Here is a 25,922-nt window from a genome sequence, read left to right on the forward strand (position 1 = left end):
GCTACCAGCCGCCGGGGTCGTTCGCTCGCGCCGAAGGGCGACGCGCGGCGCGGAACACCCGCCACATGGCGCGAGCGAAGACCGACCCGCGGCCGGGCGCATAGGCTCGTTCGGTGAGCGAACGGACGAGCACCGGACCCCGCCTCCTCGAGGTCGCGTGGGACGACCCGCGCGCGACGGCACTCCGAGACGAGTTGGATGCCGACCTCGGCGCCCGCTACGACGGGTTCCACGGCGACGAGCCGGCCGAACGCCGCGCCGCCCGCTCCCGCGCGCTCGCAATGCACCCGGACGACATCGTCGCGACGCTGATCGCGGTGGATGCCGACGGCACCCCCACGGGCCACGTCATCCTCCGCCGCCTCGGCGACGAATGGGAGATCAAGCGACTCGTCGTCACCGCGGCGGCTCGGGGTCGCGGCATCGCGCGCGCCCTCATGCATGCTGCCCTCGACCGGGCCCGCACGGGCGGCGCGGAGCGCGTCATCCTGCAGACCGGCATCCCGCAGCCCGAATCGGTCGCCCTCTACGAGTCGCTCGGGTTCACCCGCATCCCGGTCTACGAGCCGTACGCCGAGACGATGCCCCGCTCGATCTGCTTCGCGTACGTGTGCTGAGGGCGCCCGCGCGACAGATGCGCCAGGCGCGTCACATCCAGACGAACCGGAACGAGCCGACGGCCAACGCAACGCCGATCGCCGCCGCCATGATCGCGAGGGCGCCGACCACGGCGATAGCGTCCCGCCGCGAGAGCCGTGACGTGCGCGCCCACGTGCGCTGGATCGCCGAGCCGAACCCGCGGGCCTCCATCGCCGTCGCGAGTCTCGTCCCGCGTCGCACCGCGAACACGAGCAGCACGAACGCCATCGAGAAGAACCGGCGCACCGCGTTCCGGTCCCCCACGCCGCGGGCACGCCGTGCGAGCCGCATCGCGCGCCAATCGTCGACGAACAGGCCGAGCGTCCGCGTGCCGGCCAGGACGCCGAGCACGAGCCGCGCGGGCAGCCGCACGATCTGGGCGAGGGCGGCCGCGAGCTCGATCGGGTCGACGCGGCTGAACAGCAGGATCGTCGGCAGGGCCAACGCGATGACGCGGATGCCGACGGCCACCGCGAAGGCGATGGAGTCGTCGCTGATCGTGGCGTACCAGAACGACGCGTAGACCCGTCCGCCCGGTTCCGCGTAGAGCAGCATGCTGAGCCCCGCGACCGGCATGAGGACGAGGATCGGCGCCATACGGCGAAGGACCGTCCCGATGCCGATGCCGGTCAGGGGGATGCAGAGTGTCAGGAGCACGACCGCGACCGCTGCGCTGACCGCGTCGATCGTCGTCAGCAGCGGGATCGACAGGACGAAGGCGATCAGGATGCGGACGGCCGGGTTCACGCCGTCGAGCCAGGCGTCCCGCCTCGCCGTCTCGATGCCGGAGCGGGCGAGGGTCATGGCGCCACCGCCCCGAGGTCGATGCGCCGCCCGCCGAGCAGCCGGACGATGTCGTCGTCGTGCGTGACCGCAACGACCGCCCGGCCGCCGGCGATCTGCTCCTGCAGGAGCGCGACGATGCCCGCCCACCCGCGGCGATCCTGCCCGAACGTCGGCTCGTCGAGGACGATGACCTCCGGCGACGTGGCCAGCACGGTGGCGACCGACAGCCGCCGCTTCTGCCCGCCCGAGAGGGTGAACGGGTTCGCCCGCGCGAGGGCCACGAGTCCGAGACGGTCGAGCAGGTCGTCGACGACCGCGTCGATCTCGGCGGCCGGCAGCTTCAGCGCGCGCGGACCCACCTCGAGCTCGGCACGGACGGTCGAGGCGAGGAACTGATGCTCGGGGTCCTGGAAGACGGTGCCGATGCGGGTGAGCAGCTCGCGCGAGGTCCACCGCGACGGCCGCACACCTTTTCGTCCCGCCGGCACGACGCCCGCCTCGACCGTCCCGGCGAACTCCGGCAGCAGGCCCGCCAGGGTGAGGGCGAGGGTCGACTTGCCGACGCCGTTCGGACCGGTGACGACGGATGCCGCGCCTGCCGGCACGTCGATGTCGAGTCCCTCGCGCACCGGGGTCCGCCCGTCGCGCGAGACAGCGAGCCCGCGAGCGCGGAGCGCGACCGGACCGCCCGCCGCGGCCGGCGGCAGCGCAGGGAGGTCGACGGGATGCCCCGGCAGCCAGACCCCCGCGGCGAGGAGCGCGTCGGCGTGACGCGTGAACACCTCGGCGGGCGTGCCGTCAGCGAGGAGACCCCCGTCCGCGTCGAGCACGACGACGCGCGTCATCAGGTCGACCCAGACGTCCGTGCGGTGCTCGATGACGACGAGCGTGGCGCCGGTGGCATCCACCGCCCGCCCCACCGCGGCCCGGACCTCTCGCACCCCCACGGGGTCGAGGTTGGCGGTCGGCTCGTCGAGCAGGAGCAGGCCGGGATCCATCGCCAGCACGCCCGCGATCGCGAGCCGCTGCTTCTGTCCGCCCGAGAGCTTCGCCGTCTCGCGGTCCAGGGGCACGTCGAGACCGACGGCGTCGAGCGACGCGCGCACCCGCTCGGGGATGCGCTCGGGCGGGACGCCGAGGTTCTCGCACCCGAAGGCGACGTCGTCGCCGACACGGGACAGGACGACACCGGCGTCGGGGTCCTGCAACACGAGCCCGACCCGGCCGCGCTGGGTGGTCGGGTCGGCACCGTCGACGGTCATCCGCCCCGACGTCGTCCCGTCCTCGTCGCCGCCGAGCAGACCGGCCATCCCGGCGAGGAGCGTCGACTTGCCTGCACCCGACGCACCGAGGAGCAGCACGCGCTCCCCGGGCGCGATGTCGAGATCGACGTCGCGCACGGCGGGGAGGCGCCGGCCGGCGTAGCGCCAGCCCCACCCGCGGGCGCGCAGTCCCGCGGGCCGGGACCCGCCGGTCAGACCTCGTCCGCCTGTTCTCGACCGGCCGCGAACCGACTGAGTGCGCCGGTCTTGGCGAGGGCGCGGACGAGCAGCCACCCCACGACACCGGCGAGCGCGATGCCCGAGACGATGATCGTGCCGAGGTAGATGAGGTTGAACTCGAGCGTCTTGGCGATGTTGGGCGACGAGCCGAAGAAGAACTCGAAGATCCAGGCCGCGACGCCCGCGCCGACGCCCGCGAGTGCGGCCACCCCGATTCCGAAGCGGCGGTAGAGGAACACGGCGAAGATGAGCTCCGCGCCGAGACCCTGCACGAGCCCCGACAGCAGGGTCGAGGCGCCCCAGACGTTGCCGATGATCATCGACACCACGGCGGCGACGACCTCGACCAGCAGCGCGGCACCGGGCTTGCGGATGACGAGGCCGCCGATGACGCCGCCGATCAGCCAGATGCCGACGGCGAAGCCGCCGAGGCCGGGGGTCGCGGCATCCATCACCTCGAACCAGCCGTAGCCGACCCCGTTCCAGAACCAGAACAGAAGGCCGACGGCGACGCCGAGGACGGCGGCGACGACGATGTCGACGACGCGCCAGCGGGAGCGGTTCGGTGACGAAGCGGTGAGCGTGTCGGTTTCGGACGCGACAGCGTGCATGTGTGTTCTCCTCCCTGCGCCGGCATGATCCGGATCAGGTTCGACGGTCGAAGCGTGGGTCGCTTCCTCTCAGCCCGGCTCACCGGACTCCCGTGGTTGTGCGTCGAGTATAGCCGCAGCCCCGGGCGCGATACCGTGGTCCCGTGACCGTGGACGACGCCGCTACCCGCACGCGCCGGCCCCGGCGCACCCGGCCCTCCGACGACCCCGCGCCGGCGACGAGGCTCGCTCTCGCCTGGGTCGACGACGACGGGCATCCGACGACGCGCGTCGCACCGGCGACAAGCGGGGCGGCGTACGACCTGCTGCCGCCGATGCGACGTCGGCGGCGGACCCGCGGACGCGTGATCGGGATCCCCGCGCTCGCGATCGTCGCTCTTGCGACGACCTACACGACGGCCATGCTGCTCTGGCCTCTTTCGTCCACCTCCGCGACGGCGACGGCGACCGAGACGGCGCCGCTGGCCGGTGCTCCAAGCGCCATCTCGTGGCCCACCGACGGCGAGGCCGCGGTCGGCATCGACGGCTTCCCCGCGGCGGTCTCGTCGAACGATCCCGCACAGATGGCGAGCACCACGAAGCTCGTGACCGCCCTCGTCATCCTCGATCAGAAGCCGCTCGCGTCCGGCGAGCAGGGGCCCGCCTACGACTTCGGCTTCGCGGACCGGCAGGAGTACTGGCGCTACGTCGCGCAGAACCAGTCGGCGTTGAACGTGCCCGACGACGGCTCCCTCTCCGAGTACCAGATGCTCCAGGGCATGCTGATGGCGTCGGCCAGCAACTACGCGAACCGTCTCGCGACCGACGCGTTCGGCTCCGTCGCCGACTACGCGACGGCTGCCGATACGTGGCTCGAGAAGAACGGCCTCGACGGCATCACGGTGACGGATGCCTCCGGCCACGACCGCGGCAACGTGGCGACCCCGGCGGCGATGATCGCGCTGGCCGAGAAGGCCCTCGAGAACCCGGTGATCGCCGAGATCGTCGGGACCAAGACCGCGGAGCTCCCCGGCGCGGGGACGTTCGAGAACACCAACGCCCTCCTCGGCACGGACGGCGTCGTGGGGCTGAAGACCGGTAGCTACGCGGGGTACTACAACCTCGTCGCCGCGCAGAAGATCGACGTCGGCGGCATCCCCACGACCATTTTCGCCTCGGTCGCCGGGCAGCCCACGAACGATGCGCGTGCCGGCGAGGCCGAGCGCCTGCTCGGCGACCTCGCCGACGAGGCCGCTGCTCCGACGGTCCTTCCGGCGGGGACCGTCGTCGGTGAGGCCAGGACGGCGTGGGGCGCGAAGAGCCGCATCGTCACGGAGAAGGATGCGTCGCTGCTGCTGTGGAACGGCGCGACCGCGAAGAGCGCGGCATCCTTCGACGTCGAGGGCGATGCGACGGCAGGCGCGGACGCCGGAGACCTCACGCTGACGGGTCCGGCAGCCGAGGTCGAGGTGCCGCTCAGCGTCGAGAAAGCCCTCCCCGGCCCCGACGCCTGGTGGCGGCTGACGCACCCGCTCGAGCTCACGGGCATCGGCGGCTGACGCTCAGGCGAACCGGACCGTCTGCTGCAGTCGGGTCCGCACGTCGAACAGCTCGTTGCCGCCGATCTCGCGCGCTCCGCTGACGCCACGGCGGAGCACCGTCGCGAGGGCGCTGCGGGCGACGACGGCCACGGGGAGACCCTTCACCTTGCCGAGCTCCTCGACCGCCGAGACGACGTCGTCGTCGGGCAGGACGACGAGCGCCGCACTGAACTTCACCTTCGCCGCGCGGCCGAGCCCGCGCGCCGCGAGCACGAGCTGCGCGACCGGCGAGCCCACGACCGCGTCGCCCTCGATCTCGCCCCGGCGGGTGCGGACGGGCGCTCCGAAGTCCTCGGAGAGAACGGCGTACAGGCCGCTCGGGCCCAGCACGATGTGATCGAGCTTCACGTCGGGATCGCGGCGGTCGGCGGCGACGTCGTGCCAGACCGTGTACCCCATCCCGAGCTCGGCGACGATGCGCGCCGTAGCCTCCTCGGCGAGCGCGTCCGCCAAGAGCCGCCGCACCTCGTGAGGCGCGCTCCGCACCAGGGCCGGGTCGTACGGATCGGGCAGGTCGACGCCGCGGCCGGCCCACTCGCGGATCAGGTCGAGGTAGCGTTCGCGGCGCCAGCCGCCGGGCTGTCCGAACGACCGGGCGCGCGGCCGGGTGTCGGTCTGGCGCGCGGCCGGACGCCACATCGGAGCGGACGCGTCGGGCGCGTACGACACGGTGTCTCCGAACCCCTGCCCCCGGTCGTACGAGGCGCGCGCCTCGGCGGTGCCGACGAGTTCCCACGCACGCTGCACCTGGACGAACTGCGCGGCGTCGCCGCCGGTGTCGGGGTGGGTCTGCCTCAGACGCAGGCGATAGGCCTTGCGGAGATCGTCGTCGGTCGCATCGACCGCGACGCCGAGCACCTCGTAGGCCGAGGCGGAGAGAGGACTGTCGAACACGTCAGCTCCAGAGGGGGACGGTGGGGGCGAACGACAGCGCCTGCGCCGCCGTGCCCGCAGGGACCTCGGCCAGGGTCGCCGGCCGCCACCGGGGCGAGCGATCCTTGTCGACGAGCTGCGCGCGGATGCCCTCGACGAGGTCGGGCTGCGTCCGCCCGAACCAGTCGACCAGGGCGTACTCCTGCGCGAGCGCCGCCCGCAGCCCGGGCACCCCTCGGGCGGACCGCACGGCGGCCAGGGTCACGATGAGCGCCGTCGGCGCCTGGGTCTCGAGCTCGTCCGCGGTGGCGCGGGCATCCGCTTCGGGCCGCGCCCGCAGGCGCACGATGACGTCGGCGACCGTCTCGGCCGCGAAGGCGTCGTCGATCCAGCCGCGCGCCGACGCCAGGCGCGACGGTTCGGGCGTCTCATCGAACAGCATCGTGATCTCGGTCGGGGTGTCCGGGTCGGCGCGCGTGACGAGCGCGTGGCGGACGTCGTCCAGCCGATCGGCGGGCACGAGGTGGTCGGCGAATCCGGCGTAGATCGCGTCGGCGGCATCCATCGTCCTGCCCGTCAGCGCGAGGTACTCGCCGATGCGGCCGGGAGCGTGCGCGAGCAGCCACGAGCCGCCGACATCGGGGGTGAAACCGATGCGCGTCTCGGGCATCGCCAGGCGCGAACGCTCGGTCACGATGCGCACCGAGGCGTGACCGGCCAAGCCGATCCCCCCGCCCATCGTGACGCCGTCGGCGAAGACCACGATCTGCTTCGGGTAAGCGGCGATGCGCGCATTGAGCGCGTACTCGTCTCGGAAGAAGCCCATCGCGGCCTCGGCATCCCCCGCCAGGATCTGCTCGCGGAGGGTCCGGACATCGCCGCCGGCGCAGAAGCCGCGGTCACCCGCGCCGTCGAGCAGGACGAGGCGGATGTCGGGATCGTGCTCCCAGCGGTCGAGCGCGTCGGCGATGCCGCGGATCATGCCGTGGTCGACGGCGTTGATCGCTTCGGGCCGGTCGAGGGTGATGCGCCCGACACTGCCCTCCGCACGGACGAGCAGACGGGATGCCGCGGGTTCACTCACCCGGGCAACGTTACCGGGCCGCTCCCCCGCACCGGCCGAGAGCGGCGTCGGTCAGGACTGTACCGGTCAGGCTTGCGCCGGGCGCGGCGCGCGACGCCGGGACGGCCGGCCCGTCGGGCGCGCCGAGGCATCGCCGCTCTGCACCGGGATCTCGGTCGTGACGAGCTGGACGACGTCGGTCGGCTCATCCTCGACGTCGAGGCGGAGCGCCTGCACGAGCGCCAGACCGTGGCGGGTCGTGATCACGAGCCGCTGGAACTCCGCGTCGCCCTCGAGGTCGATCACGACCGACGGCCTCCGACGCCGGACGAGGACGAAATCGTCGCCGCCGGCGGAACGCCAGACCCCCATGGCAACCGTCCGGGGGACGACGGTGCCGGGAGCGGGGACGCCGCGCAGCCACGTCCACGGATCGTCGACGAGTTGCACCTTGACGATGTGCGCGCGCTCGACGCGGACGGCATCCTTGCGGAACGCCAGCACACGCTCGGTGGCGGAGAGCGCGACCTCCAGTCGCGACGAATCGAGCAGCAGCGTCACCATGGGATCAGTCTGCCAAACGCATCCACCGCGACGGATGCCCGAGCCGCAACGATACGGTCTCGACCACGGCCTCAGCCCTGGATTCGGGGGAACGAACCGGTGGGAGGGGCGAGTTCGTCGATCGCGTGCGGGAGCGGGAACTGACCGACGGCGGCGATGAGACCGGCGACCGTCTGCTCCTTCGCCGTGACGCTGACGCCGAGGCCCGCACGCCGTGCATCCTTCGCGGTACGGGGGCCGATGGCGGCGATGACGGTCGCCTCGGGGATCTCGGGGAACTGCTCGTACACCTGCTCGGCGACCGATCCGCTCGTGACGAGGATCGCGTTGATGCGTCCGGAACGGACATCGGTGGCGACCTTGTCGGTCACGGGCACGCCGACGGTGCGGTACGCGATGACGCTCCGGACGTCGTGCCCCGCCTCTTCGAGCAGTCGGGTCAGGACGGGTTTGGCGAGTTCGCTGCGAAGCGTGAGCACGCGCATCGGGTCGGGCTCGAGCGCGATGAGCTGAGCGGCCATGCCGGCGGCGGAGTTGTCCTCCTCGGGGACGAGATCCACGCGGTAGCCGACGGCGCCGAGAGCGGCGGCGGTCGTCTCGCCGACGGCGGCCACGCGCGTCGTGTGCGGGATGACCGCTCGGTACGCATGCAGGACGTCGACCGTGGTCGAGCTCGTGAGGGTCACCCAGTCGAACGCGCCTGAGGCGAGGTCGCGGAGTGCGGATTCGAGGTCGGTCGGGTCTTCGGAGGGTGCGAAGTTGATGAGCGGGGCGATGACCGGCGTCGCTCCCTGGGCACGCAGAGCGGCGGCGACGCTGTCACCCCAGGGACCTCCGCGCGGGACGAGCACACGCCAGCCCTTGAGGGGCTTCGGTGCTGTCGCAGCGGATGTGTTCATGGTTCGACTCTCGTATAGGCGGTGGCCGCCCCGCAGCGAGACGGCCGACGCTCATCGACATGAGCGCGGATGCGCACGTTCGGGACCGTGTCGTCGGCAGCACTCGCGCCGTCGCCGCTGCCTGTTCCGAGCATACCCCCGGCGTCGGGAGCGACGACGCGGGGAGGCGTCAGCGCGTGTACAGGCGGACGACGCCCCAGACGACCACGCCGACGGCCAGCGCAGTGCCGACCACGGCGACTGCGGCACCGGACGGGTTGCGGTCCGCGAAGCCACGCGCCGAGACCTGCGCACGCCGCGTGGCGCGAGCCGCCCGCTTGGGGACGTTCGCCTTCTCTTCGATGGCCGCGAGGGCCGCCTTCAGCTCAGCGCGCGCACGCTCGACCGGGTCGGTGATCCCGAGCGGGACGGCGGTGCGGGGGAGGTCAGAACTCATCGGCCACTTCCTTCACGATTCGGGCGTCGGTGGACAGTGCCTTCGCGGGATTCTCACGATTCTTCATACGCCGGACCCTCAGGTACCCGAGGAACGCGGTGATGACCACCAGCAGCAATCCGAGCACGACGAGGATGAGAGCCGCCAGCCAGGGCGCCATCCACGACGACAGCCCGATGACGGTGAACGCGCCGATGGCCGGCAGCGTCCAGAACAGGAAGAAGAGGGCGAGGACGAACCAGAGGCCGACGATGCCGGCATCCTTCCCGGTCCGCGCCGCCCACGTCTTCGCCGCGGTGATCTCGGCGACGATCAGGTTCTTGACGAGCTCGGGCAGCTCTCCGACGAGACCGAGGAGACTCTCGTCGCGGCGGTCCCGGAATCCGCGGGGGGTGCTCATGACGCGGACGAGGGCTTCTTGCGCGAGCCGCCCGTCGAACCGGACGAGGCCCGGCTCGCCGGCTTCTTCGCGGAGCCGGACACGGCGTCAGCGGTGGTCTTGGCGGCATCCTTCACGTCGTCGGCCGCATCCTCGGATGCGTCGAGCGCGGCGTCGAGCTTCTGGCCCGGGGTGCCCGAGGTGGTCGCGGCGCGGGTGACCTTGACGGCACCGTTCCAGAGAACGCTCGGCAGGGCGAACGCGGCGGACTTGCCGAACTCGGCGACCTTGTCCACCTGCTTCTGCACGGCGGGCGTGTTGTACACCCGCAGGTAGGCGTCCTTGATCTGCTCGTAGCGCTGGCGGCCCGCGCGGGCCCCGAGGACGTAGCCGGCGGTGAGTCCGACGACGATTCCGATCTTGCCCTTCATGGCGATTCCTCACGTTCGAAGCGATGTGGTGCCGAGCACCCAGCGTATCGGCGCATGCCGTTCGCGGTATCCACCCTTGACAGGCGGCTCAGGTCGTTGCACCCTCACCGTCGGAGTGCCATAGGAGGCCCGATCGGATGCGTTCCGCTTCGGTCTCGGCATCGGTGGCGACCCGGGCGAGCCCGGTGCCGTCGATCCAGGCACCCACGACGCCGAGGCGCTCGTTCGTGCGGGCCGCACGGCGCAGCTCGTCCCGCGCGGGCGACAGGGCCGACGACGGCAGCGCACGCGGCCAGCGCGCCCGGTACGCGGCGCGGACGGTGCCCACGTCGGCGCCGAGGAGCTCGGCGGCCGCCGCCGTGGCTGCGGCGATCGCCTCGGCATCCGTCCCTTCGCCGGCGGGCAGGGTCACACGGACGATGTGCGGTTCGCCGTGTTCATGCGGCCACGTCGCCGTCGCGTGGACGACCGCGAGCGCCGCCGCCTCGCCCGGGACGGCGTAGACCGCGTGTCCCCGCGGACGCGCGTCGAGGCCCGGGGCGTCGAGGACGAGCGTCACGACGTCGACGTCTTCCGGAGAAAGGGTCGGGCCGTCGAGGCCGTCCAGGTGCGGGGCGAGCAGCCGTCGAGCGGTGCGCTCGGGTGTCGCGACGATGATCGCATCGACCTCGTGGACGCCGCTCTCGCCGTCCGCCGCCGCCCACGACAGCGACCACCCGGCACCCGCACGCTCGATCGCGGTGACCTCCGCCACCGCGCGGACCTCGACGTCGAGGTCCGTCAGGCGCTCCGCGAGAGCATCGACGAACACCGACATCCCACCCGCGATGCTCGCGCGAGAAGGGGCGGCGTCATCCTTCCCGGCCAGCTGCTGCGCGACCGCGCCCGAGAGCGAACCGGTGCGGGTGAGCGCGGAGTTCAGACCGCGAGCAGCGCGATCGACGTCCACCTGCTCGGGCGGCACGCCATGGATGCCGTAGGTCAGGGGAGCGACCATGCGGTCGAGGATCCGCTCCCCCACGCGCTGGCGCACGAGGGTGCCGAGGTTCCGCTCGGCACCGATCGTCAGCGGCGGGCGCAGGCGGTCGACGTACGCCCGCCACGCGCCGCGTGCACCGATGATCCGGCGCGCGCGGGGGTCGAACGGGTTGGCCGGGATGCCGAGGATCGACGCCGCCGGCAGCGGCGCGACGCCGTGCGGACCGGCGACCCAGGTGTCGGCATCCTGCGCCGGGACCACGGCGTCGCGCAGGCCCAGTTCGTCGATGAGCTCGGCCAGGGCGCCACGGGCGACGCGGAAGCCGTCGGCGGCGACATCCGTGACCCTGCCGTCGAGCTCGGCGGAGGCCACGATCCCACCGAGGCGATCGCCCGCCTCGAACAGCGTCACACCGATCCCGACCTTCGCGCAGTGGAGTGCCGCGACGAGCCCGGCGATCCCGCCCCCGACGACGGCGACCCGCGCCCGTCGGGCCTGCGAGATGAGGTCGGTGGCGGCGTCGGCGGTCATCCTCCCATCCTCCCCCACCCGCACCTTGCCTACGGTGGGAACATGGAGGCATGGCCCTGCACATCACCGGCGACGGTGCCGCCGACGCACTCCTCACCGACGAACCGCTCGCCCTCCTGATCGGGATGCTGCTCGACCAGCAGATCGCGATGGAGACCGCGTTCGCCGGCCCGCTGAAGATCCGCGACCGCACAGGTGGGCTGGATGCCGCGCAGATCGCCGCGGCCGATCCCGAGGAGTTCGCGGCCGCCTTCAGCCAGACCCCGGCCGTCCACCGCTTCCCCGGTTCGATGGCCGCTCGCGTGCAGGCGCTCTGCCAGACGCTGGTCGACGAGTGGGGCGGCGACGCCGCGGCGCTGTGGAGGCAGGGCGAGCCCGACGGGCGGACGGTGCTGAAGCGGCTGAAGGCCCTTCCGGGGTTCGGCGACCAGAAGGCGCGCATCTTCCTCGCCCTGCTCGGCAAGCAGTACGGCTACGCGGGCGACGGGTGGCGCGAGGCCGCCGGCGCCTACGGCGAGGAGGGCTCGTTCCGCTCGGTCGCCGACATCGTCTCGCCGGAATCGCTCACGAAGGTGCGGGAGCACAAGCGCGCCGCGAAGGCGGAAGCCAAGGCCGCCAAGGGCTGACGCCTCGCGCCGCAGCGCGCACGAGGCGTCGCGGGGTCAGGCGCCGCGCAGGCGCGGGGCGAGGTAGGTGTGCAGCTCGGAGAGCGAAACGCGCTCCTGCGCCATCGAGTCGCGATCGCGGATCGTCACGGCGTCGTCGTCGAGCGAATCGAAGTCGACCGTGACGCAGAACGGTGTACCGATCTCGTCCTGGCGCCGGTACCGGCGTCCGATCGCACCCGCGTCGTCGAAGTCCACGTTCCAGCCGTTGGCGCGCAGATCGTCGGCGACCTTGCGGGCGAGGGGCGACAGGCGCTCGTTGCGGCTCAGCGGCAGGACGGCGACCTTTACCGGCGCCAGGCGCGGGTCGAGGCCCAGGACCGTGCGGGTGTCGGTGCCGCCCTTCGCGTTCGGCACCTCCTCCTCGCGGTAGGAGTCCACGAGGAACGCCATCATGGCGCGGGTGAGACCGAAGGACGGCTCGATGACGTAAGGGACGTAGGTCTCGCCGGATGCCTGGTCGAAGTACGCGAGCTTCTGCCCGGACGCCTCGATGTGACTCGAAAGGTCATAGTCGGTGCGGTTGGCGACGCCCATGAGCTCGCCCCACTCCTTGCCCGCGAAGCCGAACCGGTACTCGACGTCGATCGTCGCGGTCGAGTAGTGGGCGCGGTCCTCTTCGGGCACGTCGAACTGCCGCATGTTCTCGGGATCGATGCCGAGGTCGAGGAACCAGTTCCAGCACGCCTCGACCCAGTGGTCGAACCACTCACCGGCTTCGGCGGGCGGCGTGAAGAACTCGATCTCCATCTGCTCGAACTCGCGCGTGCGGAAGATGAAGTTTCCCGGCGTGATCTCGTTGCGGAAGGCCTTGCCGACCTGGCCGATGCCGAACGGCGGCTTCTTGCGCGACGCGGTCAGCACGTTCGAGAAGTTCACGAAGATGCCCTGAGCGGTCTCGGGGCGCAGGAAGTAGAGCCCGCTCTCGTCGTCGACGACGCCGAGGTAGGTCTTCACGAGACCCGAGAACGACTTCGGCTCGGTGTACTGACCCTTGGTGCCGCAGTTCGGGCAGGGCACATCGCCGAGACCGTTCTCGGCCTTGCGGCCCTTGCGGGCTTCGAAGTCCTCGATCAGCGTGTCCTCGCGGAAACGCTTGTGGCACTGCAGGCACTCGACGAGCGGGTCGGTGAAGGTCGCGACGTGCCCCGATGCCTCCCACACGCGCTTGGGGAGGATGATCGACGAGTCCAGGCCGACCATGTCGCCGCGTCCGCGGACGAACGTCTGCCACCACTGGCGGCGGATGTTCTCCTTGAGCTCGGTCCCGAGGGGGCCGTAGTCCCACGCCGACCGCGACCCGCCGTAGATCTCGCCCGCCTGGAAGACGAACCCGCGGTGGCGGGCGAGGGCGATGACTTTGTCGAGACGGGACTGCTCGGCCACGGTGGCTCCAATGGTCGTTGTGAAGAGGGTGCGCGACAGCGCGGATGCCACAGAACGCGGCATCCGTCAGTCTATCCGGGCCTCTTCGCCGGGGCGACGCGGCTCAGGAGACGAAACGGATCGTCACCAGCGGGTTGTACCACTGCCCCTGGTTCGCCTTCACTGCGCCGATGATCGCGATCACGATCAGCAGCACGTAGACGACCAGCAGGATCAGCAGACCGATGCCAATGAGGATGAGGATGGCACCGACGATGCTGGCGATGAGCATCGTGAGCTGGAAGTTCAGCGCGGCGGCCGTGTGCGCGCGCACGAACGGACCGCGGTCGCGCAGCACGAGGTAGGCGACGAGTGGCCCGACCCATCCCGTGAAGATGCCGCTGAGATGCGTGAGGGTCGCCCACAACTTCTCGTCCTCGGGACGCATCGGCGGCACAGGCGTGTACGCCCCGAACGGGGGCTGGGGCGGCTGCGGAGGAGGAGGGGTGGTCATGAGGCCAGCGTAGGGCGGGAGCCGCACCCTCGTCACGCGGCTGGAGTAACCGATACGTTCGTAGTGGGCACGTGCACCGTGCCGCGCAGAGACATCGAGACTCGGGGGAAATCACACATGGACGCACTCGTCACAGGCGGGGCTTTCGTCATCGGCGCCATCGCCGTCGTCGCCGTCATCGTCTTCATCATCATCTTCATGGTGGTGCTGCGGGCGTGGTACAAGGTCGCCAAGGCCGACCAGGCGCTCGTCATCGTCGGACGCAACCAGAAGAACGCGTCGGGGGATTCATCGCGCATCTCGGTCATCACCGGCGGCGGCGCGCTCGTCAACCCACTGACGCAGCGGGCCGAGATGATCTCGCTGCGCGCGCGTCAGATCAAGATGGAGCCGACGGCCCAGTCATCCACCGGTGTCACGGTCAACGTCAGCGGTGTCGCCCTCGTCAAGATCGGCTCGGACCCCGAACTCGTCCGTCGTGCGGCCGAGCGCTTCCTCTCGCAGGACGGTGCGATCGAGCAGTTCACGACCGAGCAGCTCGAGGGTGCGCTCCGCGGAGTCGTGGCGACCCTGACCGTCGAGCAGCTCATGAACGACCGGCAGAAGCTGTCGGACCAGATCGCCGACGGCATCAAGAGCGACCTGCTGTCGCAGGGCCTCATCCTCGACTCGTTCCAGATCCAGGGCGTCACCGACAAGAACGGCTACATCGACGCCCTCGGCGCGACCGAGGTCGAGCGCGTCCGCCGCGAGGCCGAGGTCGCGCGCATCAACGCCGCCCGCGAGGTCAAGGCGCGCCAGATCGCGACCGACGAGGCGAACCTCATCGAGCAGACCGCGTACGACAAGAACTCCGCCGCAGCCGCGGCCGAGGTCGGTCGTGCCCGCGCCGAGGCGGAGCAGGCCGAGGCCCTCGCCCGTGCCGAGCGCGAGCAGGCCGTCCTCCTGCAGCAGGCCGAGAACCGTCAGGCGCAGCTCGACGCCGACGTCAAGAAGGTCGCCGACGCCTCGCTCTACGAGCGCGAGCGCTCCGCCGACGCCGACGCCTACACGCAGGTCAAGGCCGCTGAGGCCCGTGCGCAGATCGCCGCCCAGGAAGCCGAGGCCACGCGCCTGCGCGCCGAGGCCGACGCCGCCGCCGTGCGGCTGGAGGGTGAAGCACGCGCTGCGGCCCTCACGGCAGAGGCACACGCCCTCGCCGAGAACCAGCAGGCCCTGCTCGCGCAGCGCGCCATCGAGTCGCTCGTGCCGCTCATGACCGAGTTCGCACGCGGCTTCGACAAGGTCGGCTCGATCACGGTGCTCGGCGGCGAGGGGGCATCGAGCCACATCGCCGGCGAGAGCGCCTCGAGCATGCGCGCGACGTTCGACGCCGTCCAGGCGGCGACGGGCATCGACCTGCGCGGCATCATCCAGGGCCAGGCCACGGGTCGCGGGATCGCCCAGGGCTTGCAGAACGAGCAGGCGGCGCAGGACGCCGCGCCGCTGCGTCGCCGGGCGGCGGAGCCCGCCGCTGAGCCGGCAGCGCCCGTCGACACCCCCTCGCCGGACGCGGTGTGAGCACGCCCGAGGGAGGCCGGTCGCTCGTCGTCGACGAGCAGCTGGCCTCCCGCCTCGCGCGCGGCTTCCTCCGCTGGCAGCTGACGCGGCCGTCCTGGATCGTGCTGATGACCGCCACGGCCCTGATCGTGATCCTGAGTGTGTTCCTCACCGCCACGGGGAGTGAGGGCGCTGCGTGGGTGGGCATCGCCATGGTGGTCATCCTGTGCGGAGCGGTGATCGCGTCGTGGATCGCCGTCCGATCCTCGATCCTGCGCGCCTACCCGGTGGGCTTCGTCGCGACGGCGACGCTCACCGCCGAGGGCATGCGGGCGACCTCGGCACTCGGTACGAGTGACATCCGCTACACGGCCTTCCGCCGAGTGGATGCCGCCGGCGACGCGCTCCTGCTGAAGGTCGGTTCGCCGCTCGGACCGGTCGCGGTCATGCCGCGGGCACTCCTGTCCGACGCCGACATCACCCACCTGCGCTCGACCACCTCGCACTGACAGCACTGCGGCTCCGGTACGTCCGGGGCCGCAGTGCTGTCAAGCGGGTGTGCCGCGGTCGCGTCGGTTCGTAGCGTCGGACCATGACCTTCTCGCCCCGCCGCGCCATCGTGACCGCCTCCGACTCCGGGATCGGGCGCGCGACCGCCCTCGCCCTCGCCGACGCCGGGATGGACGTGGGGGTGACGTGGCACTCCGATGAGGACGGCGCGAACGAGACGGCCGAGCAGGTTCGCCGCCGCGGCCGCAACGCCGTCGTCGCGCAGTTCGATGCGACCGACCTCGAGTCGGTCCCCGGCACGGTGCGCCACCTCGCCGAGCAGCTGGGTGGTCTCGACGTCTTCGTCAACAACGCCGGCGGCGGCACCGGCGGACCGTTCCTCGACATGGACATCGACGGGTGGCGCACCGTCGTCGGGCTGAACCTCGACGGCGCCTTCGTCGGCATGCACACGGCCGCGAAGCTGATGGCCGATGCCGGCCAGGAGGGGCGCATCATCGCCGTCACGAGCGTCCACGGCTCGCAGCCGCGCGTCGGCTCGGCCGCCTACGTCGCATCGAAGCACGGCCTCGAAGGGCTCGTGAAGACGATGGCCCAGGAGCTCGGCCCGAAGGGCATCACGGTCAACTCCGTCGCCCCGGGCGAGATCGCGACGCCCATCAACGACATGGATGCCGAGGACGCCGAGAACACGCATCGCCCCGGCATCCCGATCCCCCGTCCCGGCAAGCCGGAGGAGATCGCCGACGTGATCGCCTTCCTCGCCTCACCGGCGTCGTCGTATGTGACGGGCGCGACCTGGGTCGTCGACGGCGGGATGCTGCAGATGGGCCCGCAGGCGGGCTCGCACATGGAGTCGGACGACTGGCGTTCGGCGGGATGATCCGCCGGGGATGAGCCCGGCAGGCTCCGACGTCGTCGGCCGGGCTTAACCTGGAGGGATGCCCTCGGACGACAGACGCAGACTCACCCGCATGCCACGACAGGGCGCCATCGTCGCCGTTCTGGCGATCGCGGGACTCGCGTCGTCGTTCATGTTCACCCTGGTCGTGCCGATCCAGGCGAAGCTCCCCGAGCTCCTGAACGCCTCGCGCGAGGACACCGCGTGGGTCGTGACGGCGACCCTGCTCGCGGCGGCGGTCTCGACGCCGATCGCGGGGCGACTGGGCGACATGTACGGCAAGCGCCGCATCGTCCTCATCCTGCTGGGGCTCCTCATCGTCGGGTCGGTCATCGCCGCCCTCTCCCCCGGCATCGGCGGCATCATCGTCGGACGTGCACTGCAGGGCGCCGTCACCGGCGTCGTCCCGCTCGGCATCTCGATCATGCGCGACGTGCTGCACGAGGACCGGGTGGATGCCGCCATCGCCCTGATGTCCGCGACCCTCGGGGTCGGCGGCGCCGTCGGCATGCCGGTCAGCGCGATCATCACCGAGACGAGCGACTGGCACGTGCTCTTCTGGATGGCTGCCGGACTCGGCGTGGTCGTCTTCGTCCTCGTCTCCCTCGTCGTGCCGGCGAGCGTCCTGCGGACCGCGGGCAGGTTCGACTTCGCCGGGGCCATCGGCCTCGCGATCGGTCTGACGGGCGCCCTGCTCGCCGTCTCGCGCGGCAACGAGTGGGGGTGGACGTCGCCGGCGACGCTCGCCCTGGGGCTCGGCGGCCTCGCCGTGCTGCTCGTGTGGGGCTGGTTCGAACTCCGCATCCGTGAGCCCCTCCTCGACCTGCGGGTCGCGGCGCGTCCGGCCGTGCTCCTCACCAACCTCGCATCGGTCGCGATGGGCTTCTCGCTGTTCGCCTCGAACGTGTCGTACCCGCAGATGCTGGAGCTACCGGCATCCGTCGGCGGATTCGGACTCACCCTCGTCCAGGCGAGCTTCATCGTCATGCCCGCCGGTCTCGTGATGATGGTGCTCTCGCCCTTCTCGGGACGCCTCGCCCGCACGATCGGCCCGCGCCTGCTGCTCATCATGGGTGCGAGCGCGTTGATCCTCGCGTACGGCTACTCGCTGCTGTGGGCGTCGGAGGTCTGGCACCTGCTGGTCGCGAACCTGCTCATCGGCGTGGGCATCGGCTTCGGCTACGCCGGCATGCCGATGCTGATCATGCGCTCGGTACCCCAGCACGAGACGGGCGCCTCGAACGGCCTCAACGCGCTGTTCCGCTCGCTCGGCACCTCGATCGCCGCGGCCGTCGTCGGCGCGGTGCTCGCCGCCCTGACGGTCGACCTCGGCGGCACACCCGTCCCGGCGCCCGAGGCGTTCCACCTCTCCTTCGCCCTCGGTCTCGGCGCCGCCGTCATCGCCCTCGGCGTCGCCCTGTTCATCCCGCAGCGCCGCGACCCGCACGAGGCGCGTCCCTCGATGCCCCGCTGACGCAGCCGCTCGGCGCGCAGCGGGGGCCGTTCGACCGCTCGCTCACCCTCTATCAGGTCTCGGGATCCACGACAGCCCCGTCGCGGGATCGGGCGCAGGACACCAGGATGGGGTGATGTCCTACGCCACCGAACGCCGCTCGAACCCGACCGCCTGGGCCGCCTTCTGGGTCGGCCTGCTCGGCCTCATCCTCATGCCGATCCCGCTGTTCATCGGTTTCTTCGTCGGCGGCGGGCTGTCGATCGTCGCCGCGATCCTCGTCGTGATCGCCCTGTTCAAGGGCCTCGCCCGCAGGGGCAAGGGCATCGCCCCGGTCGTCTTCGCCGCGATCTTCGTGCTGCTCACGTGGGGCGGCATCTCGGTGGGCGGCGGCATCGTCTGGTGACGCCCCCTGACCGCCGGCTCAGATCGCCGACCACCCGCCGTCGCTCGGCAGGAGGACGCCGTTCACGTTGGCCGAGTCGTCGCTGAGCAGCCACGTGATGGCTGCGGCGAGCTGCTCGGGCTGGGCCACGGGAGGGACGATCGCCTGCAAGATCGGACCGACTCGCGATGCCGCGTATTCACTGCGCATCGGGGCCTCGATGTTCGTCGCCACGGCTCCCGGAGCGACGGCGTTCGCGCGGATCCCCTGCGGTCCGTGGAAGAACGCGACGCTCTTCGTGTACCCGGCGATCGCATGCTTGGACGAGGTGTAGGCGGCGCCGGACGTGGATCCGCGCAGGGCCGCCTCGGATGCGACGTTGACGATCGCGCCGGATCCCGCGGCGATCATGAGCGGCAGTACGGCTCGCGTCAGCCGCATCGGGCCGGTGAGGTTGACGCTCAGCACTCGTTCCCAGGTGGCGTCGTCGATCTCGCTCGGCGGGAGGAAGGCATCCATGATGCCGGCGACGTTGGCGAGCCCGTCGACGCGGTCCGCGGCGGCGCGCATGATGAGGTCGATCGTCTCGGCGCGGGACACGTCGCCGACGACCGTCTCGACGGGAAGGTCCGACAGTTCCGCACGCACGTCGTCGAGGCGCTCGGCGACGACGTCGGTCGCGATCACGCGTCCGCCCTCGCGCGCGATCCGGACCGCGGTGGCGCGTCCGATGCCCGAACCCGCGCCCGTGACGATGATGGTCTTGCCTGCGAATCGGCCGGTGGTCGCTTCGGTCATGTCTCCTCCTTCGAGAGTGGCGCTCGGTGCGCCGGTACAGTTTTAGCACTCAGTGCCGAAAGGTGTCTATGAACTCCCCCAGCGAACGCCCCTCGGGCCGGCCCCGCACCATCGACCCCGACCGCGTCTCCCTCCTCGCGCTCCGACTCTTCGACGAGCGCGGGTTCGATGTCGTGTCGATGGACGATGTCGCGGCTGCAGCCGATGTGAGCCGCCGGTCACTGTTCCGGCTGTTCCCCAGCAAGGCCTCGCTGGTCTGGGGCGGTCTCGACGAGGCGGTCGATCGCTTCCACGCCTGCCTCGCGAGCAGCGCGGCAGAGGATGACACCTGGGAGGCGATCCGGAGAGCCTTCGCCGCCGCTGCGACCATCCCCGACGAGATGATCGAGGTCACCCGTCATCGACTCCACGTCATCCGCGACAACCCGACCCTCTGGGCCATGGGTTCCGCGAGGATCGGAGCGCTGGCCGACGCGGTCGTGGAATTCATCGCCGAGCGCGACGGCTCGTCGGCCGACGACCTGACGACGGTCGTCCGCGCGCAGGCGCTCAGCGGCGCGTCGAACGCGGCCCTCGTCTGGTGGGCGTTCCACGGCGGCGACGAACCACCCGCCGACGTCGTACGGCGCGCGTTCTCGCTGATCGCCTTCGACGATGCGGGGGCGACGCCCGCCTGACCGTCAGGCGCGGAGCGTCGCGCGCGCGACGGTGAACGCCTCGACCGCGTCGAGGTCGACCTCGACGCCGAGGCCCGGCCCCGTCGGCACCCGCACGTGTCCGTCCTCGAGGACGACGGGCTCCGCCACGATGTCACGGTCGTAGAACCGAGCGGATGCCGAGACGTCGCCCGGCAGCGTGAACGCGGGGTGCGCGGCGAGCGCGGCGTTCGCGGCGCGGCCGATCCCGGTCTCGAGCATGCCGCCGCACCAGACCGGGATCCCGGCCGACGCGCAGAGGTCGGCGATGCGGAGCCCCTCGAGGTAGCCGCCGACGCGACCCGCCTTGACGTTGATGACCGTCGTCGCGCCGAGGGCCAGCGCGTCGCGCGCGGCCTTGACGGAGGTGATCGACTCGTCGAGGCAGACGGGCGTCTTCAGCTGCTGCGCGAGGGCGGCGTGGTCGACGAGGTCGTCCTCCTGCAGCGGCTGCTCGATGAGCAGCAGGCCGAACCGGTCGAGCTGCGCCAGCGTGTCGGCGTCGGCGAGCGTGTAAGCGGAGTTCGCGTCCACCTGCAGCGGGATGTCGGGGAACGCGGTGCGCACGGCATCCGTCTCGGCGATGTCGCGGCCGGGCTTGATCTTGATCTTGATCCGGACGTACCCCTCGTCGAGGTACCCGCGGACGGTCTCGACGAGGGCCGCCGGATCGGATTGGATGCCGACGCTCACCCCCGACGGGATGGTCGCCGCCGTCCCGCCCAGGTACGACGCGAACGAGCGCCCCTCGCCGCGGAGGGCGGCGTCGAGCAGGGCGAGCTCGAGCCCCGCCTTCGCCATCCGGTGGCCGACGAACGGGTCGAGGACGCCGACGACGTCCTCGGGCGCGAGGGTCCCGCGCTGCAGGAGCGCCGGACCGAGCCAGCGCGTCGTGACGTCCCACGCACCCTGCGTGTACTCGCTGGAGTACACCGGTGCGCTCTGCGTGACGACCTCGCCCCACCCCTCGCCCGCATCGGTCCTCGCGCGGACGACGATGACCTCGCGGTCGGTCATGGTGCCGAACGACGTCGTGAACGGAGCGACGAGCGGGATGCGGAGCACCCGGAGCTCGATCTCGTCGAGGCGGACGGATGCGGCGTGCTGAGCGAGCGGCATGGGGTCAGGTTACGGGCCGTTGCACGACGGGTGCAGCGGCATCCGTCGATTCCTAGACTCGGCCCATGCCCCTCGAGACGACCACCTCCGGAAGCCTTCCCCGCTCGACCGCGCTGATCGAGGCGAACGCCGCGCGCGCGTTCGCCGACGACGGCTTCACCCTGCTGCCGAGCGCCGAGGCCGAGGAGCTGACGGCGCGTGCCGTGGCCGACGTCGTCGAACGCCAGCGCGCCGCGGGCATCACCCTCGTCGGCGACGGCGAGTTCGGGAAGGCCATGACGAACCCGGTCGACTACGGCGCGTGGTGGGGATATTCCTTCCAGCGCGTCGCGGGGCTGTCGCTCACCGAGGTGAACGCCTTCACTGAGCCGCCCGTGCTGTCGAGCCCGGGGAACGTCCGCCTCACGAGCTTCCTGGGTCGTCGTGACCGGCAGCGGTTCCCCGCGGTCTATACCGAGGCCGTCGAGACCGGGCGCATCGCCTCGGCCTTCCCGACCACGACGGGTCCGCTCTCGTACCGCGGCCACGACGCGGTGGCGGCGGACATCCGCAACCTCACGGCAGCGCTCCACGACGGCGAGCAGGGCTTCCTCACGGCGATCGCGCCCGGGTCCGCCGCACGCGTGCACAACGACTACTACGCGTCCGAGCAGGAGCACATCGACGCGTGGGCCGATGCCCTCCGTGAGGAGTACCGGGCCATCACCGACGCGGGCCTCATCCTGCAGCTCGACGACCCGTCGCTGGCCGAGAACTTCGACCAGATCGACCCCGAGCCCTCGGCCGCGGACTACCGGGCGTTCACCCGCATCCGGATCGAGGCGATCAACCGCGCCATCGAGGGCCTTCCGAAGGAGCAGGTGCGCCTGCACCTGTGTTGGGGCTCGTGGCACGGTCCGCACACGACCGACGTCGAATTGAAGGACATCCTCGACGTCGTCCTCGAGGCGAACGTCGGGTCGATCTCGTTCGAGGCGGGAAACGTCCGCCACGAGCACGAGTTCGCCGTCTGGGCCGACGCACGGATCCCCGAGGACCTCGTCCTCGTCCCGGGCGTCGTCAGCCACGCGACGAACGTCGTCGAGCACCCCGACCTCGTCGCGCAGCGCATCCGCCGCTACACCGACATCGTCGGCGCCGACCGCGTCATCGCGTCGACCGACTGCGGCCTCGGCGGGCGCATCCACCCCGACATCGCCTGGGCGAAGCTCGAGTCGCTCGGAGAAGGGGCCCGACGGGCGGGCTGACGCCGCGCCTCAGCTCCGGACGAACAGGTACCCCTCGCCGGTGCGGAAGCCGCCGACGACCAGGCCGGCGTCGAGCTGCGTGCGGAACGCGTCGCGGACCTCGCGGCGGAGGCGGGCCGCGGCATCCGCATCTTCCCGGCGGAGCGCCTCGATGTCGCTCGGGATCGCGACCGTCGCGATCACATCAGATGCCTCGGGCGTCGGGACAGGCGACGCCAGGTGCCACGCCACGTGCAGCCGATCGCTCTCGTCGCCGCTGTTGATCGCGTCGCCCATGTCGCCGTAGTGGTCGACGAGGTAATCGGTGACCCGCCCGCCCAGGACCTCGAGGTTGAAGTGGGCGTTCCGGGCGATGAGCGGATCGAACGTCCACGTGATGGTGCCGACCTCGCGCGCGAACGCCCACTCGCGCTGATGCGCCTTGAGCGCGCGGCCGATGCCCCGCGCCTGCGCCTCGGGCAGGACGCCCGTCACGTGCGAATGCATGCTGCGCGAGGACGGCGGCCCGAAGAAGGCAGCGGATGCCGCGACCATACGCTCGCCGTCGAACACGCCGACGACGTAGTTGCCGGCGTGCTGCAGAGCCCGCAGCAGGTTCGGCGGCATCCCGCCGTCCGGAGAACCCCAGACCGCCTCGAAGACGCCGCTCGCGGCGACCATCTCGTCGATCGTGTGCAGTTCGCGGATGTCGAGCGCGTCAGCCATCCCGCCACGCTACGCCGGTCAGCGCCGCCAGCGCTCGAGCGTCGGGCGGAGTCGCTCGAGGGCGCCGCGGACGAAGTCGGGGTTCCGGCGGTACCACTCGAGGTGCGCTTCGCGGATCTCGGCGGGATCGACGAGATCGCCGTTGACCCGCCACACCGGCTCAGGCACGGCGTCGAGTCCCCACGCGTCGATGACCCAGTCCTCGCGCGGCGCGTGGACGGCGTCCAGCAGCGGCCGGCCCGGATCGATCGCCGCGCCCTGTCGCCCGAGGGCCCGCAGCACGCGGTCGCCGATCGCGAGGATCACGGGGTTGCCCGGATGGTTCACGGTGCGGACGAGGTCGAAGCCCGGCGCCGCGAACAGGTCCGAGACCCCGACGTCGAGCTGCTGCTCACGCCGCTCGAGCTCCGCGATCGAGTCGGCCGCCTCGGCACGGACGGCGCCAGCGCCCAGCGCATCGCGGACGGGGATGCCGCCCGCCTCGGCGAGGGTGCGGACGTCGTGGTACGCGACGATCGGCGGATCCTCCTCCGTCCCCGGCACGTGCAGGACCGCCTGGAACGGGTAGAGGCCCGAGAAGCGGACGACCGGGAAGGTGACGGCCCGACCCGACGCGGGGAGGGATGCCGCGAGCTGCCGCGTCCCCAGCGGGAGGTCGTGGTAATCGTCCTTCACGGGTTGCGCGATGAGCACCGAGGCGCCCGCGAGCACCTCGTGCAGGCGTGCGGCCTCGGCGGCATCCATCTCGTAGACCGGCGGGACGCGCAGGAGCGTCAGGTCGTCGGAGTCCAGCACGATGCGCACCGACTCGGCCTGGCAGTTGCCGACGACGACGCCGTAGTCCGTGCGGGGAAGGTCGCCGAAGAACCCGGCGTAGTGGGCGCGGCGGGCGGTGAGCGCATCGTCGGTCATGCCTCGAGCGTCGCAGGCGCCCCGACACTCCGGCCACCCGCTTGCGCGCGGGCACGCACCGAGCAAGGGGGAACGCGCTGGGCACCTGCGCGACCTAGGATCGTCGCCGTGCAGCTGAACGAGACCCGCGCCTGGAACCGCTTCTACGCCGCCGGCACGCCGGTCGACATCGAACCCGTGACGGGGTCGCTCATCGACCTGCTCGACGAGCGCGTCGGCCGGTACGGCGAGCGCGACGCGATCGCGTTCTTCGGCAGGGCGGTGACCTACGACGAGCTCGGCTCGCGGGTCGCGCGCGTCGCCGAGGGGCTGCGGAAGCTCGGCATCGGCGCGGGCGACCGCGTCGCCCTGATCATGCCGAACGCCCCGCAGCACGTCGTCGCGTTCTACGCGGTGCTGCGACTCGGCGCGGTCGTCGTCGAGCACAACCCGCTCTACACGCGGGACGAGCTCGAGGTGCAGTTCCGCGACCACGGCGCCCGCACGGTGATCGCGTGGGACAAGGTGGCACCGCTCGTGCAGTCGCTGCCGGCCGAGCTCGGCATCCGCGACGTCGTCTCGGTCGACGTGACCACCGCGATGCCGCTGAAGATGCGGATGCTGCTGCGCCTGCCCGTCGCGAAGGCCCGGGAGTCGCGCGGCAAGCTCACGGCCGCCGCGCCCGGCACGATCCCGTTCACACGGCTCGAGAACTCCGCACCGATCGCCCCGGGGCACCCGCGGCCCGGGCGCGACGACCTCGCCTGCCTGCAGTACACCTCGGGCACGACGGGCGACCCGAAGGGCGCCATGATCACCCACGGCAACCTGTGGGCGAACGCGCGCATGGGCGCCGCGTGGATGCCCGACTTCCGCCACGGCGAGGGCAGCATCTACGGCCTGCTGCCGATGTTCCACTCCTTCGGTCTGCTGCTGTCGGTCATCTACTCGGTCGAGACCGGGTCGCGCGCCGTGCTCTTCCCCACCTTCGACCCCGAACTGGTGGTGGATGCCGCGAAGACCTTCCCGCCGACGTTCATCCCCGCCGTCCCGCCGATGTTCGACCGGCTGGCCCGGGTCGCCCGCGACGGCGCCCTCGACCTCAGCCGCGTCGTGTACTCCATCTCGGGAGCGATGACCCTGACCCCGACGGTCGTCTCACGCTGGGAGAAGCTCGCGGGCAGCATGCTCAACGAGGGGTACGGCCTCACCGAGACGAGCCCCATCGCCCTGGCCAACCCGTTCGACGAGTCGCGCCGCATCGGGGCCATCGGCATCCCGTTCCCCTCGACCGACATCAAGGTCGTCGATCCCGAGGAGCCGACCCGCGAGGTCGCGCAGGGCGAGACCGGCGAGCTGCTCATCCACGGACCGCAGGTGTTCGCGGGGTACTGGAACCGTCCCGAGGAGACCGCCGCGACCCTCCTCGAGGGCGGCTGGGTGCGTACCGGCGACCTCGTGCAACAGGACGAGGACGGCTTCGTCACGGTCGTCGACCGCAAGAAGGAGCTCATCATCACGGGCGGTTTCAACGTCGCCCCCTCGGAGGTCGAGCAGGTCGTGACAGCCTCGCCGGGCGTCGCCGAGACCGCGGTCGTCGGCATCCCCCGCGGCGGCGGAGCCGAGGTCGTCACCGCCGTCGTCGTCCTGGAGGACGGCGCGACGTTCGACGAGGCCGCCGCGCGCGAGCTCGCCCGCGAGCGCCTCGCGGAGTACAAACGGCCCACGACCTACGTCGTCTGGGAGGAGCTGCCGAAGTCCCTCATCGGCAAGGTGCTCCGCCGTCGGGTCCGCGACACGCTGCTCGCCGATCGTCACGCCACCCGCGCCGCCGTCGGCGAGGACTGATACACCCGCGCGGG

The 25,922-nt window shown here is 71.6% G+C and carries 28 protein-coding genes and 1 riboswitch; of the genes, 11 read left to right on the forward strand and 17 right to left on the reverse strand.

The genetic code is table 11. The features are described 5' to 3' along the window. Positions 1-113: 113 nt before the first annotated feature. Positions 114-617, forward strand: coding sequence for a GNAT family N-acetyltransferase (locus tag MRBLMI1x_RS00880; protein ID WP_018187456.1), 504 nt, complete (start codon positions 114-116; stop codon positions 615-617). Positions 618-648: 31 nt separating this feature from the next. Here MRBLMI1x_RS00880 and MRBLMI1x_RS00885 read toward each other — a convergent pair whose 3' ends face one another. From MRBLMI1x_RS00885 to MRBLMI1x_RS00895, 3 genes are all read right to left on the reverse strand, one after another. Continuing rightward, positions 649-1,443, reverse strand: a complete 795-nt coding sequence (locus MRBLMI1x_RS00885) for an energy-coupling factor transporter transmembrane component T family protein (RefSeq protein WP_363455023.1) — start codon at positions 1,441-1,443, stop codon at positions 649-651. Then, positions 1,440-2,825 carry an ABC transporter ATP-binding protein gene (locus MRBLMI1x_RS00890; protein ID WP_363455026.1) on the reverse strand — a complete coding sequence of 462 codons (1,386 nt, stop codon included), beginning with the start codon at positions 2,823-2,825 and terminating at the stop codon, positions 1,440-1,442. The genes MRBLMI1x_RS00885 and MRBLMI1x_RS00890 overlap by 4 nt, the downstream gene beginning before the upstream one ends. A 74-nt stretch (positions 2,826-2,899) precedes the next feature. Then, entirely contained in the window at positions 2,900-3,538 is a 639-nt protein-coding gene (locus MRBLMI1x_RS00895; RefSeq protein WP_018187459.1) for an ECF transporter S component, read from the reverse strand. Next, positions 3,533-3,642, reverse strand: a riboswitch (TPP riboswitch). Its footprint overlaps the gene before it by 6 nt. 39 nt (positions 3,643-3,681) lie before the next feature. On the opposite strand from MRBLMI1x_RS00895, the gene MRBLMI1x_RS00900 reads away from it, so the two are divergent. After that, a complete protein-coding gene (locus MRBLMI1x_RS00900; RefSeq protein ID WP_363455030.1) occupies positions 3,682-5,076 on the forward strand; it encodes a D-alanyl-D-alanine carboxypeptidase family protein in 1,395 nt (464 codons plus the stop codon). Between the two features lie 3 nt (positions 5,077-5,079). Here MRBLMI1x_RS00900 and MRBLMI1x_RS00905 read toward each other — a convergent pair whose 3' ends face one another. The 8 genes from MRBLMI1x_RS00905 to MRBLMI1x_RS00940 form a co-directional block, all read right to left on the reverse strand. Then, positions 5,080-6,012: a J domain-containing protein gene (locus tag MRBLMI1x_RS00905; protein WP_020098580.1), complete on the reverse strand. Its 933-nt coding sequence runs from the start codon at positions 6,010-6,012 to the stop codon at positions 5,080-5,082. Between the two features lies 1 nt (position 6,013). Continuing rightward, positions 6,014-7,075: an enoyl-CoA hydratase/isomerase family protein gene (locus MRBLMI1x_RS00910; RefSeq protein WP_363455033.1), complete on the reverse strand. Its 1,062-nt coding sequence runs from the start codon at positions 7,073-7,075 to the stop codon at positions 6,014-6,016. Positions 7,076-7,141: 66 nt separating this feature from the next. Further along, complete coding sequence (locus MRBLMI1x_RS00915; RefSeq protein ID WP_363455036.1) at positions 7,142-7,618, reverse strand: hypothetical protein; 477 nt, start codon at positions 7,616-7,618, stop codon at positions 7,142-7,144. A gap of 71 nt (positions 7,619-7,689) precedes the next feature. Then, the gene (locus MRBLMI1x_RS00920) at positions 7,690-8,517 is read right to left on the reverse strand and encodes a uroporphyrinogen-III synthase (RefSeq protein WP_018187464.1); all 828 of its coding nucleotides are present in this window, start codon (positions 8,515-8,517) and stop codon (positions 7,690-7,692) included. A 169-nt stretch (positions 8,518-8,686) separates the two neighbouring features. Further along, complete coding sequence (locus tag MRBLMI1x_RS00925) at positions 8,687-8,953, reverse strand: hypothetical protein (protein ID WP_363455039.1); 267 nt, start codon at positions 8,951-8,953, stop codon at positions 8,687-8,689. Further along, positions 8,943-9,353 (reverse strand): phage holin family protein, encoded by a 411-nt coding sequence (locus tag MRBLMI1x_RS00930; protein WP_018187466.1) that lies wholly within the window; start codon positions 9,351-9,353, stop codon positions 8,943-8,945. Before MRBLMI1x_RS00930 ends, MRBLMI1x_RS00925 begins: the two co-directional genes overlap by 11 nt. Next, a complete protein-coding gene (locus tag MRBLMI1x_RS00935) occupies positions 9,350-9,763 on the reverse strand; it encodes a hypothetical protein (protein ID WP_020098576.1) in 414 nt (137 codons plus the stop codon). The genes MRBLMI1x_RS00930 and MRBLMI1x_RS00935 overlap by 4 nt, the downstream gene beginning before the upstream one ends. Before the next feature lie 88 nt (positions 9,764-9,851). Next, a complete protein-coding gene (locus MRBLMI1x_RS00940) occupies positions 9,852-11,273 on the reverse strand; it encodes a protoporphyrinogen/coproporphyrinogen oxidase (protein ID WP_363455043.1) in 1,422 nt (473 codons plus the stop codon). Positions 11,274-11,323: 50 nt separating this feature from the next. Here MRBLMI1x_RS00940 and MRBLMI1x_RS00945 point away from each other — a divergent pair, with 50 nt between their 5' ends. Continuing rightward, on the forward strand, positions 11,324-11,899 hold the full coding sequence (locus MRBLMI1x_RS00945; RefSeq protein WP_336124875.1) for an HhH-GPD-type base excision DNA repair protein: 576 nt from the start codon (positions 11,324-11,326) through the stop codon (positions 11,897-11,899). 36 nt (positions 11,900-11,935) lie between these two features. Here the strand turns inward: MRBLMI1x_RS00945 and MRBLMI1x_RS00950 are convergent, their stop codons facing one another. Both MRBLMI1x_RS00950 and MRBLMI1x_RS00955 read right to left on the reverse strand, forming a co-directional pair. Next, a complete protein-coding gene (locus tag MRBLMI1x_RS00950; protein WP_018187470.1) occupies positions 11,936-13,324 on the reverse strand; it encodes a glycine--tRNA ligase in 1,389 nt (462 codons plus the stop codon). 103 nt (positions 13,325-13,427) lie between these two features. After that, positions 13,428-13,817 (reverse strand): DUF4870 domain-containing protein, encoded by a 390-nt coding sequence (locus MRBLMI1x_RS00955; protein WP_020098573.1) that lies wholly within the window; start codon positions 13,815-13,817, stop codon positions 13,428-13,430. A 117-nt stretch (positions 13,818-13,934) separates the two neighbouring features. Here MRBLMI1x_RS00955 and MRBLMI1x_RS00960 point away from each other — a divergent pair, with 117 nt between their 5' ends. From MRBLMI1x_RS00960 to MRBLMI1x_RS00980, 5 genes are all read left to right on the forward strand, one after another. Then, entirely contained in the window at positions 13,935-15,377 is a 1,443-nt protein-coding gene (locus MRBLMI1x_RS00960) for a flotillin family protein (RefSeq protein ID WP_363455048.1), read from the forward strand. After that, positions 15,374-15,865 carry a hypothetical protein gene (locus MRBLMI1x_RS00965; protein WP_116227550.1) on the forward strand — a complete coding sequence of 164 codons (492 nt, stop codon included), beginning with the start codon at positions 15,374-15,376 and terminating at the stop codon, positions 15,863-15,865. Before MRBLMI1x_RS00960 ends, MRBLMI1x_RS00965 begins: the two co-directional genes overlap by 4 nt. Before the next feature lie 83 nt (positions 15,866-15,948). Next, positions 15,949-16,749, forward strand: a complete 801-nt coding sequence (locus MRBLMI1x_RS00970; RefSeq protein ID WP_363455052.1) for an SDR family oxidoreductase — start codon at positions 15,949-15,951, stop codon at positions 16,747-16,749. Between the two features lie 91 nt (positions 16,750-16,840). Continuing rightward, positions 16,841-18,241: an MFS transporter gene (locus MRBLMI1x_RS00975; protein ID WP_363455055.1), complete on the forward strand. Its 1,401-nt coding sequence runs from the start codon at positions 16,841-16,843 to the stop codon at positions 18,239-18,241. A gap of 115 nt (positions 18,242-18,356) precedes the next feature. After that, positions 18,357-18,626 (forward strand): hypothetical protein, encoded by a 270-nt coding sequence (locus MRBLMI1x_RS00980; RefSeq protein ID WP_116227553.1) that lies wholly within the window; start codon positions 18,357-18,359, stop codon positions 18,624-18,626. An 18-nt stretch (positions 18,627-18,644) separates the two neighbouring features. Here the strand turns inward: MRBLMI1x_RS00980 and MRBLMI1x_RS00985 are convergent, their stop codons facing one another. Beyond that, positions 18,645-19,403 (reverse strand): SDR family NAD(P)-dependent oxidoreductase, encoded by a 759-nt coding sequence (locus MRBLMI1x_RS00985; protein ID WP_018187477.1) that lies wholly within the window; start codon positions 19,401-19,403, stop codon positions 18,645-18,647. A gap of 68 nt (positions 19,404-19,471) precedes the next feature. Between MRBLMI1x_RS00985 and MRBLMI1x_RS00990 the strand changes: the two genes are divergently transcribed. Beyond that, positions 19,472-20,080 carry a TetR family transcriptional regulator gene (locus MRBLMI1x_RS00990; RefSeq protein WP_020098570.1) on the forward strand — a complete coding sequence of 203 codons (609 nt, stop codon included), beginning with the start codon at positions 19,472-19,474 and terminating at the stop codon, positions 20,078-20,080. Positions 20,081-20,083: 3 nt separating this feature from the next. Here MRBLMI1x_RS00990 and menC read toward each other — a convergent pair whose 3' ends face one another. Then, positions 20,084-21,217, reverse strand: a complete 1,134-nt coding sequence (menC, locus tag MRBLMI1x_RS00995; protein WP_363455060.1) for an o-succinylbenzoate synthase — start codon at positions 21,215-21,217, stop codon at positions 20,084-20,086. A gap of 65 nt (positions 21,218-21,282) precedes the next feature. Here menC and MRBLMI1x_RS01000 point away from each other — a divergent pair, with 65 nt between their 5' ends. Then, positions 21,283-22,464 carry a cobalamin-independent methionine synthase II family protein gene (locus tag MRBLMI1x_RS01000; protein WP_311868064.1) on the forward strand — a complete coding sequence of 394 codons (1,182 nt, stop codon included), beginning with the start codon at positions 21,283-21,285 and terminating at the stop codon, positions 22,462-22,464. A 9-nt stretch (positions 22,465-22,473) separates the two neighbouring features. Here MRBLMI1x_RS01000 and MRBLMI1x_RS01005 read toward each other — a convergent pair whose 3' ends face one another. Together MRBLMI1x_RS01005 and MRBLMI1x_RS01010 are read right to left on the reverse strand one after the other, a co-directional pair. Continuing rightward, positions 22,474-23,169 carry a GNAT family N-acetyltransferase gene (locus MRBLMI1x_RS01005; protein WP_020098567.1) on the reverse strand — a complete coding sequence of 232 codons (696 nt, stop codon included), beginning with the start codon at positions 23,167-23,169 and terminating at the stop codon, positions 22,474-22,476. Positions 23,170-23,187: 18 nt separating this feature from the next. Then, complete coding sequence (locus tag MRBLMI1x_RS01010; protein ID WP_363455064.1) at positions 23,188-24,081, reverse strand: WcbI family polysaccharide biosynthesis putative acetyltransferase; 894 nt, start codon at positions 24,079-24,081, stop codon at positions 23,188-23,190. Positions 24,082-24,189: 108 nt separating this feature from the next. Here MRBLMI1x_RS01010 and MRBLMI1x_RS01015 point away from each other — a divergent pair, with 108 nt between their 5' ends. Then, complete coding sequence (locus MRBLMI1x_RS01015; RefSeq protein ID WP_363455067.1) at positions 24,190-25,908, forward strand: long-chain-fatty-acid--CoA ligase; 1,719 nt, start codon at positions 24,190-24,192, stop codon at positions 25,906-25,908. Positions 25,909-25,922 lie beyond the last annotated feature (14 nt).

This window comes from Microbacterium sp. LMI1x-1-1.1 (assembly GCF_040676205.1).
GTDB lineage: Bacteria > Actinomycetota > Actinomycetes > Actinomycetales > Microbacteriaceae > Microbacterium > Microbacterium aquilitoris.

Bases quoted from the DNA above. Each gene is read 5' to 3' on its own strand.
- MRBLMI1x_RS01005 (WP_020098567.1), bottom strand. From the start codon at position 23,169: ATGGCTGACGCGCTCGACATCCGCGAACTGCACACGATCGACGAGATG.
- MRBLMI1x_RS00970 (WP_363455052.1), top strand. From the start codon at position 15,949: ATGACCTTCTCGCCCCGCCGCGCCATCGTGACCGCCTCCGACTCCGGG.
- MRBLMI1x_RS00980 (WP_116227553.1), top strand. From the start codon at position 18,357: ATGTCCTACGCCACCGAACGCCGCTCGAACCCGACCGCCTGGGCCGCC.
- MRBLMI1x_RS00925 (WP_363455039.1), bottom strand. From the start codon at position 8,953: ATGAGTTCTGACCTCCCCCGCACCGCCGTCCCGCTCGGGATCACCGAC.
- MRBLMI1x_RS00960 (WP_363455048.1), top strand. From the start codon at position 13,935: ATGGACGCACTCGTCACAGGCGGGGCTTTCGTCATCGGCGCCATCGCC.
- MRBLMI1x_RS00930 (WP_018187466.1), bottom strand. From the start codon at position 9,353: ATGAGCACCCCCCGCGGATTCCGGGACCGCCGCGACGAGAGTCTCCTC.
- MRBLMI1x_RS00935 (WP_020098576.1), bottom strand. From the start codon at position 9,763: ATGAAGGGCAAGATCGGAATCGTCGTCGGACTCACCGCCGGCTACGTC.
- MRBLMI1x_RS00940 (WP_363455043.1), bottom strand. From the start codon at position 11,273: ATGACCGCCGACGCCGCCACCGACCTCATCTCGCAGGCCCGACGGGCG.
- MRBLMI1x_RS01000 (WP_311868064.1), top strand. From the start codon at position 21,283: ATGCCCCTCGAGACGACCACCTCCGGAAGCCTTCCCCGCTCGACCGCG.
- MRBLMI1x_RS00990 (WP_020098570.1), top strand. From the start codon at position 19,472: ATGAACTCCCCCAGCGAACGCCCCTCGGGCCGGCCCCGCACCATCGAC.
- MRBLMI1x_RS00885 (WP_363455023.1), bottom strand. From the start codon at position 1,443: ATGACCCTCGCCCGCTCCGGCATCGAGACGGCGAGGCGGGACGCCTGG.
- MRBLMI1x_RS00975 (WP_363455055.1), top strand. From the start codon at position 16,841: ATGCCACGACAGGGCGCCATCGTCGCCGTTCTGGCGATCGCGGGACTC.
- MRBLMI1x_RS00955 (WP_020098573.1), bottom strand. From the start codon at position 13,817: ATGACCACCCCTCCTCCTCCGCAGCCGCCCCAGCCCCCGTTCGGGGCG.
- menC (WP_363455060.1), bottom strand. From the start codon at position 21,217: ATGCCGCTCGCTCAGCACGCCGCATCCGTCCGCCTCGACGAGATCGAG.
- MRBLMI1x_RS00945 (WP_336124875.1), top strand. From the start codon at position 11,324: ATGGCCCTGCACATCACCGGCGACGGTGCCGCCGACGCACTCCTCACC.
- MRBLMI1x_RS00985 (WP_018187477.1), bottom strand. From the start codon at position 19,403: ATGACCGAAGCGACCACCGGCCGATTCGCAGGCAAGACCATCATCGTC.
- MRBLMI1x_RS00920 (WP_018187464.1), bottom strand. From the start codon at position 8,517: ATGAACACATCCGCTGCGACAGCACCGAAGCCCCTCAAGGGCTGGCGT.
- MRBLMI1x_RS00895 (WP_018187459.1), bottom strand. From the start codon at position 3,538: ATGCACGCTGTCGCGTCCGAAACCGACACGCTCACCGCTTCGTCACCG.
- MRBLMI1x_RS01010 (WP_363455064.1), bottom strand. From the start codon at position 24,081: ATGACCGACGATGCGCTCACCGCCCGCCGCGCCCACTACGCCGGGTTC.
- MRBLMI1x_RS00915 (WP_363455036.1), bottom strand. From the start codon at position 7,618: ATGGTGACGCTGCTGCTCGATTCGTCGCGACTGGAGGTCGCGCTCTCC.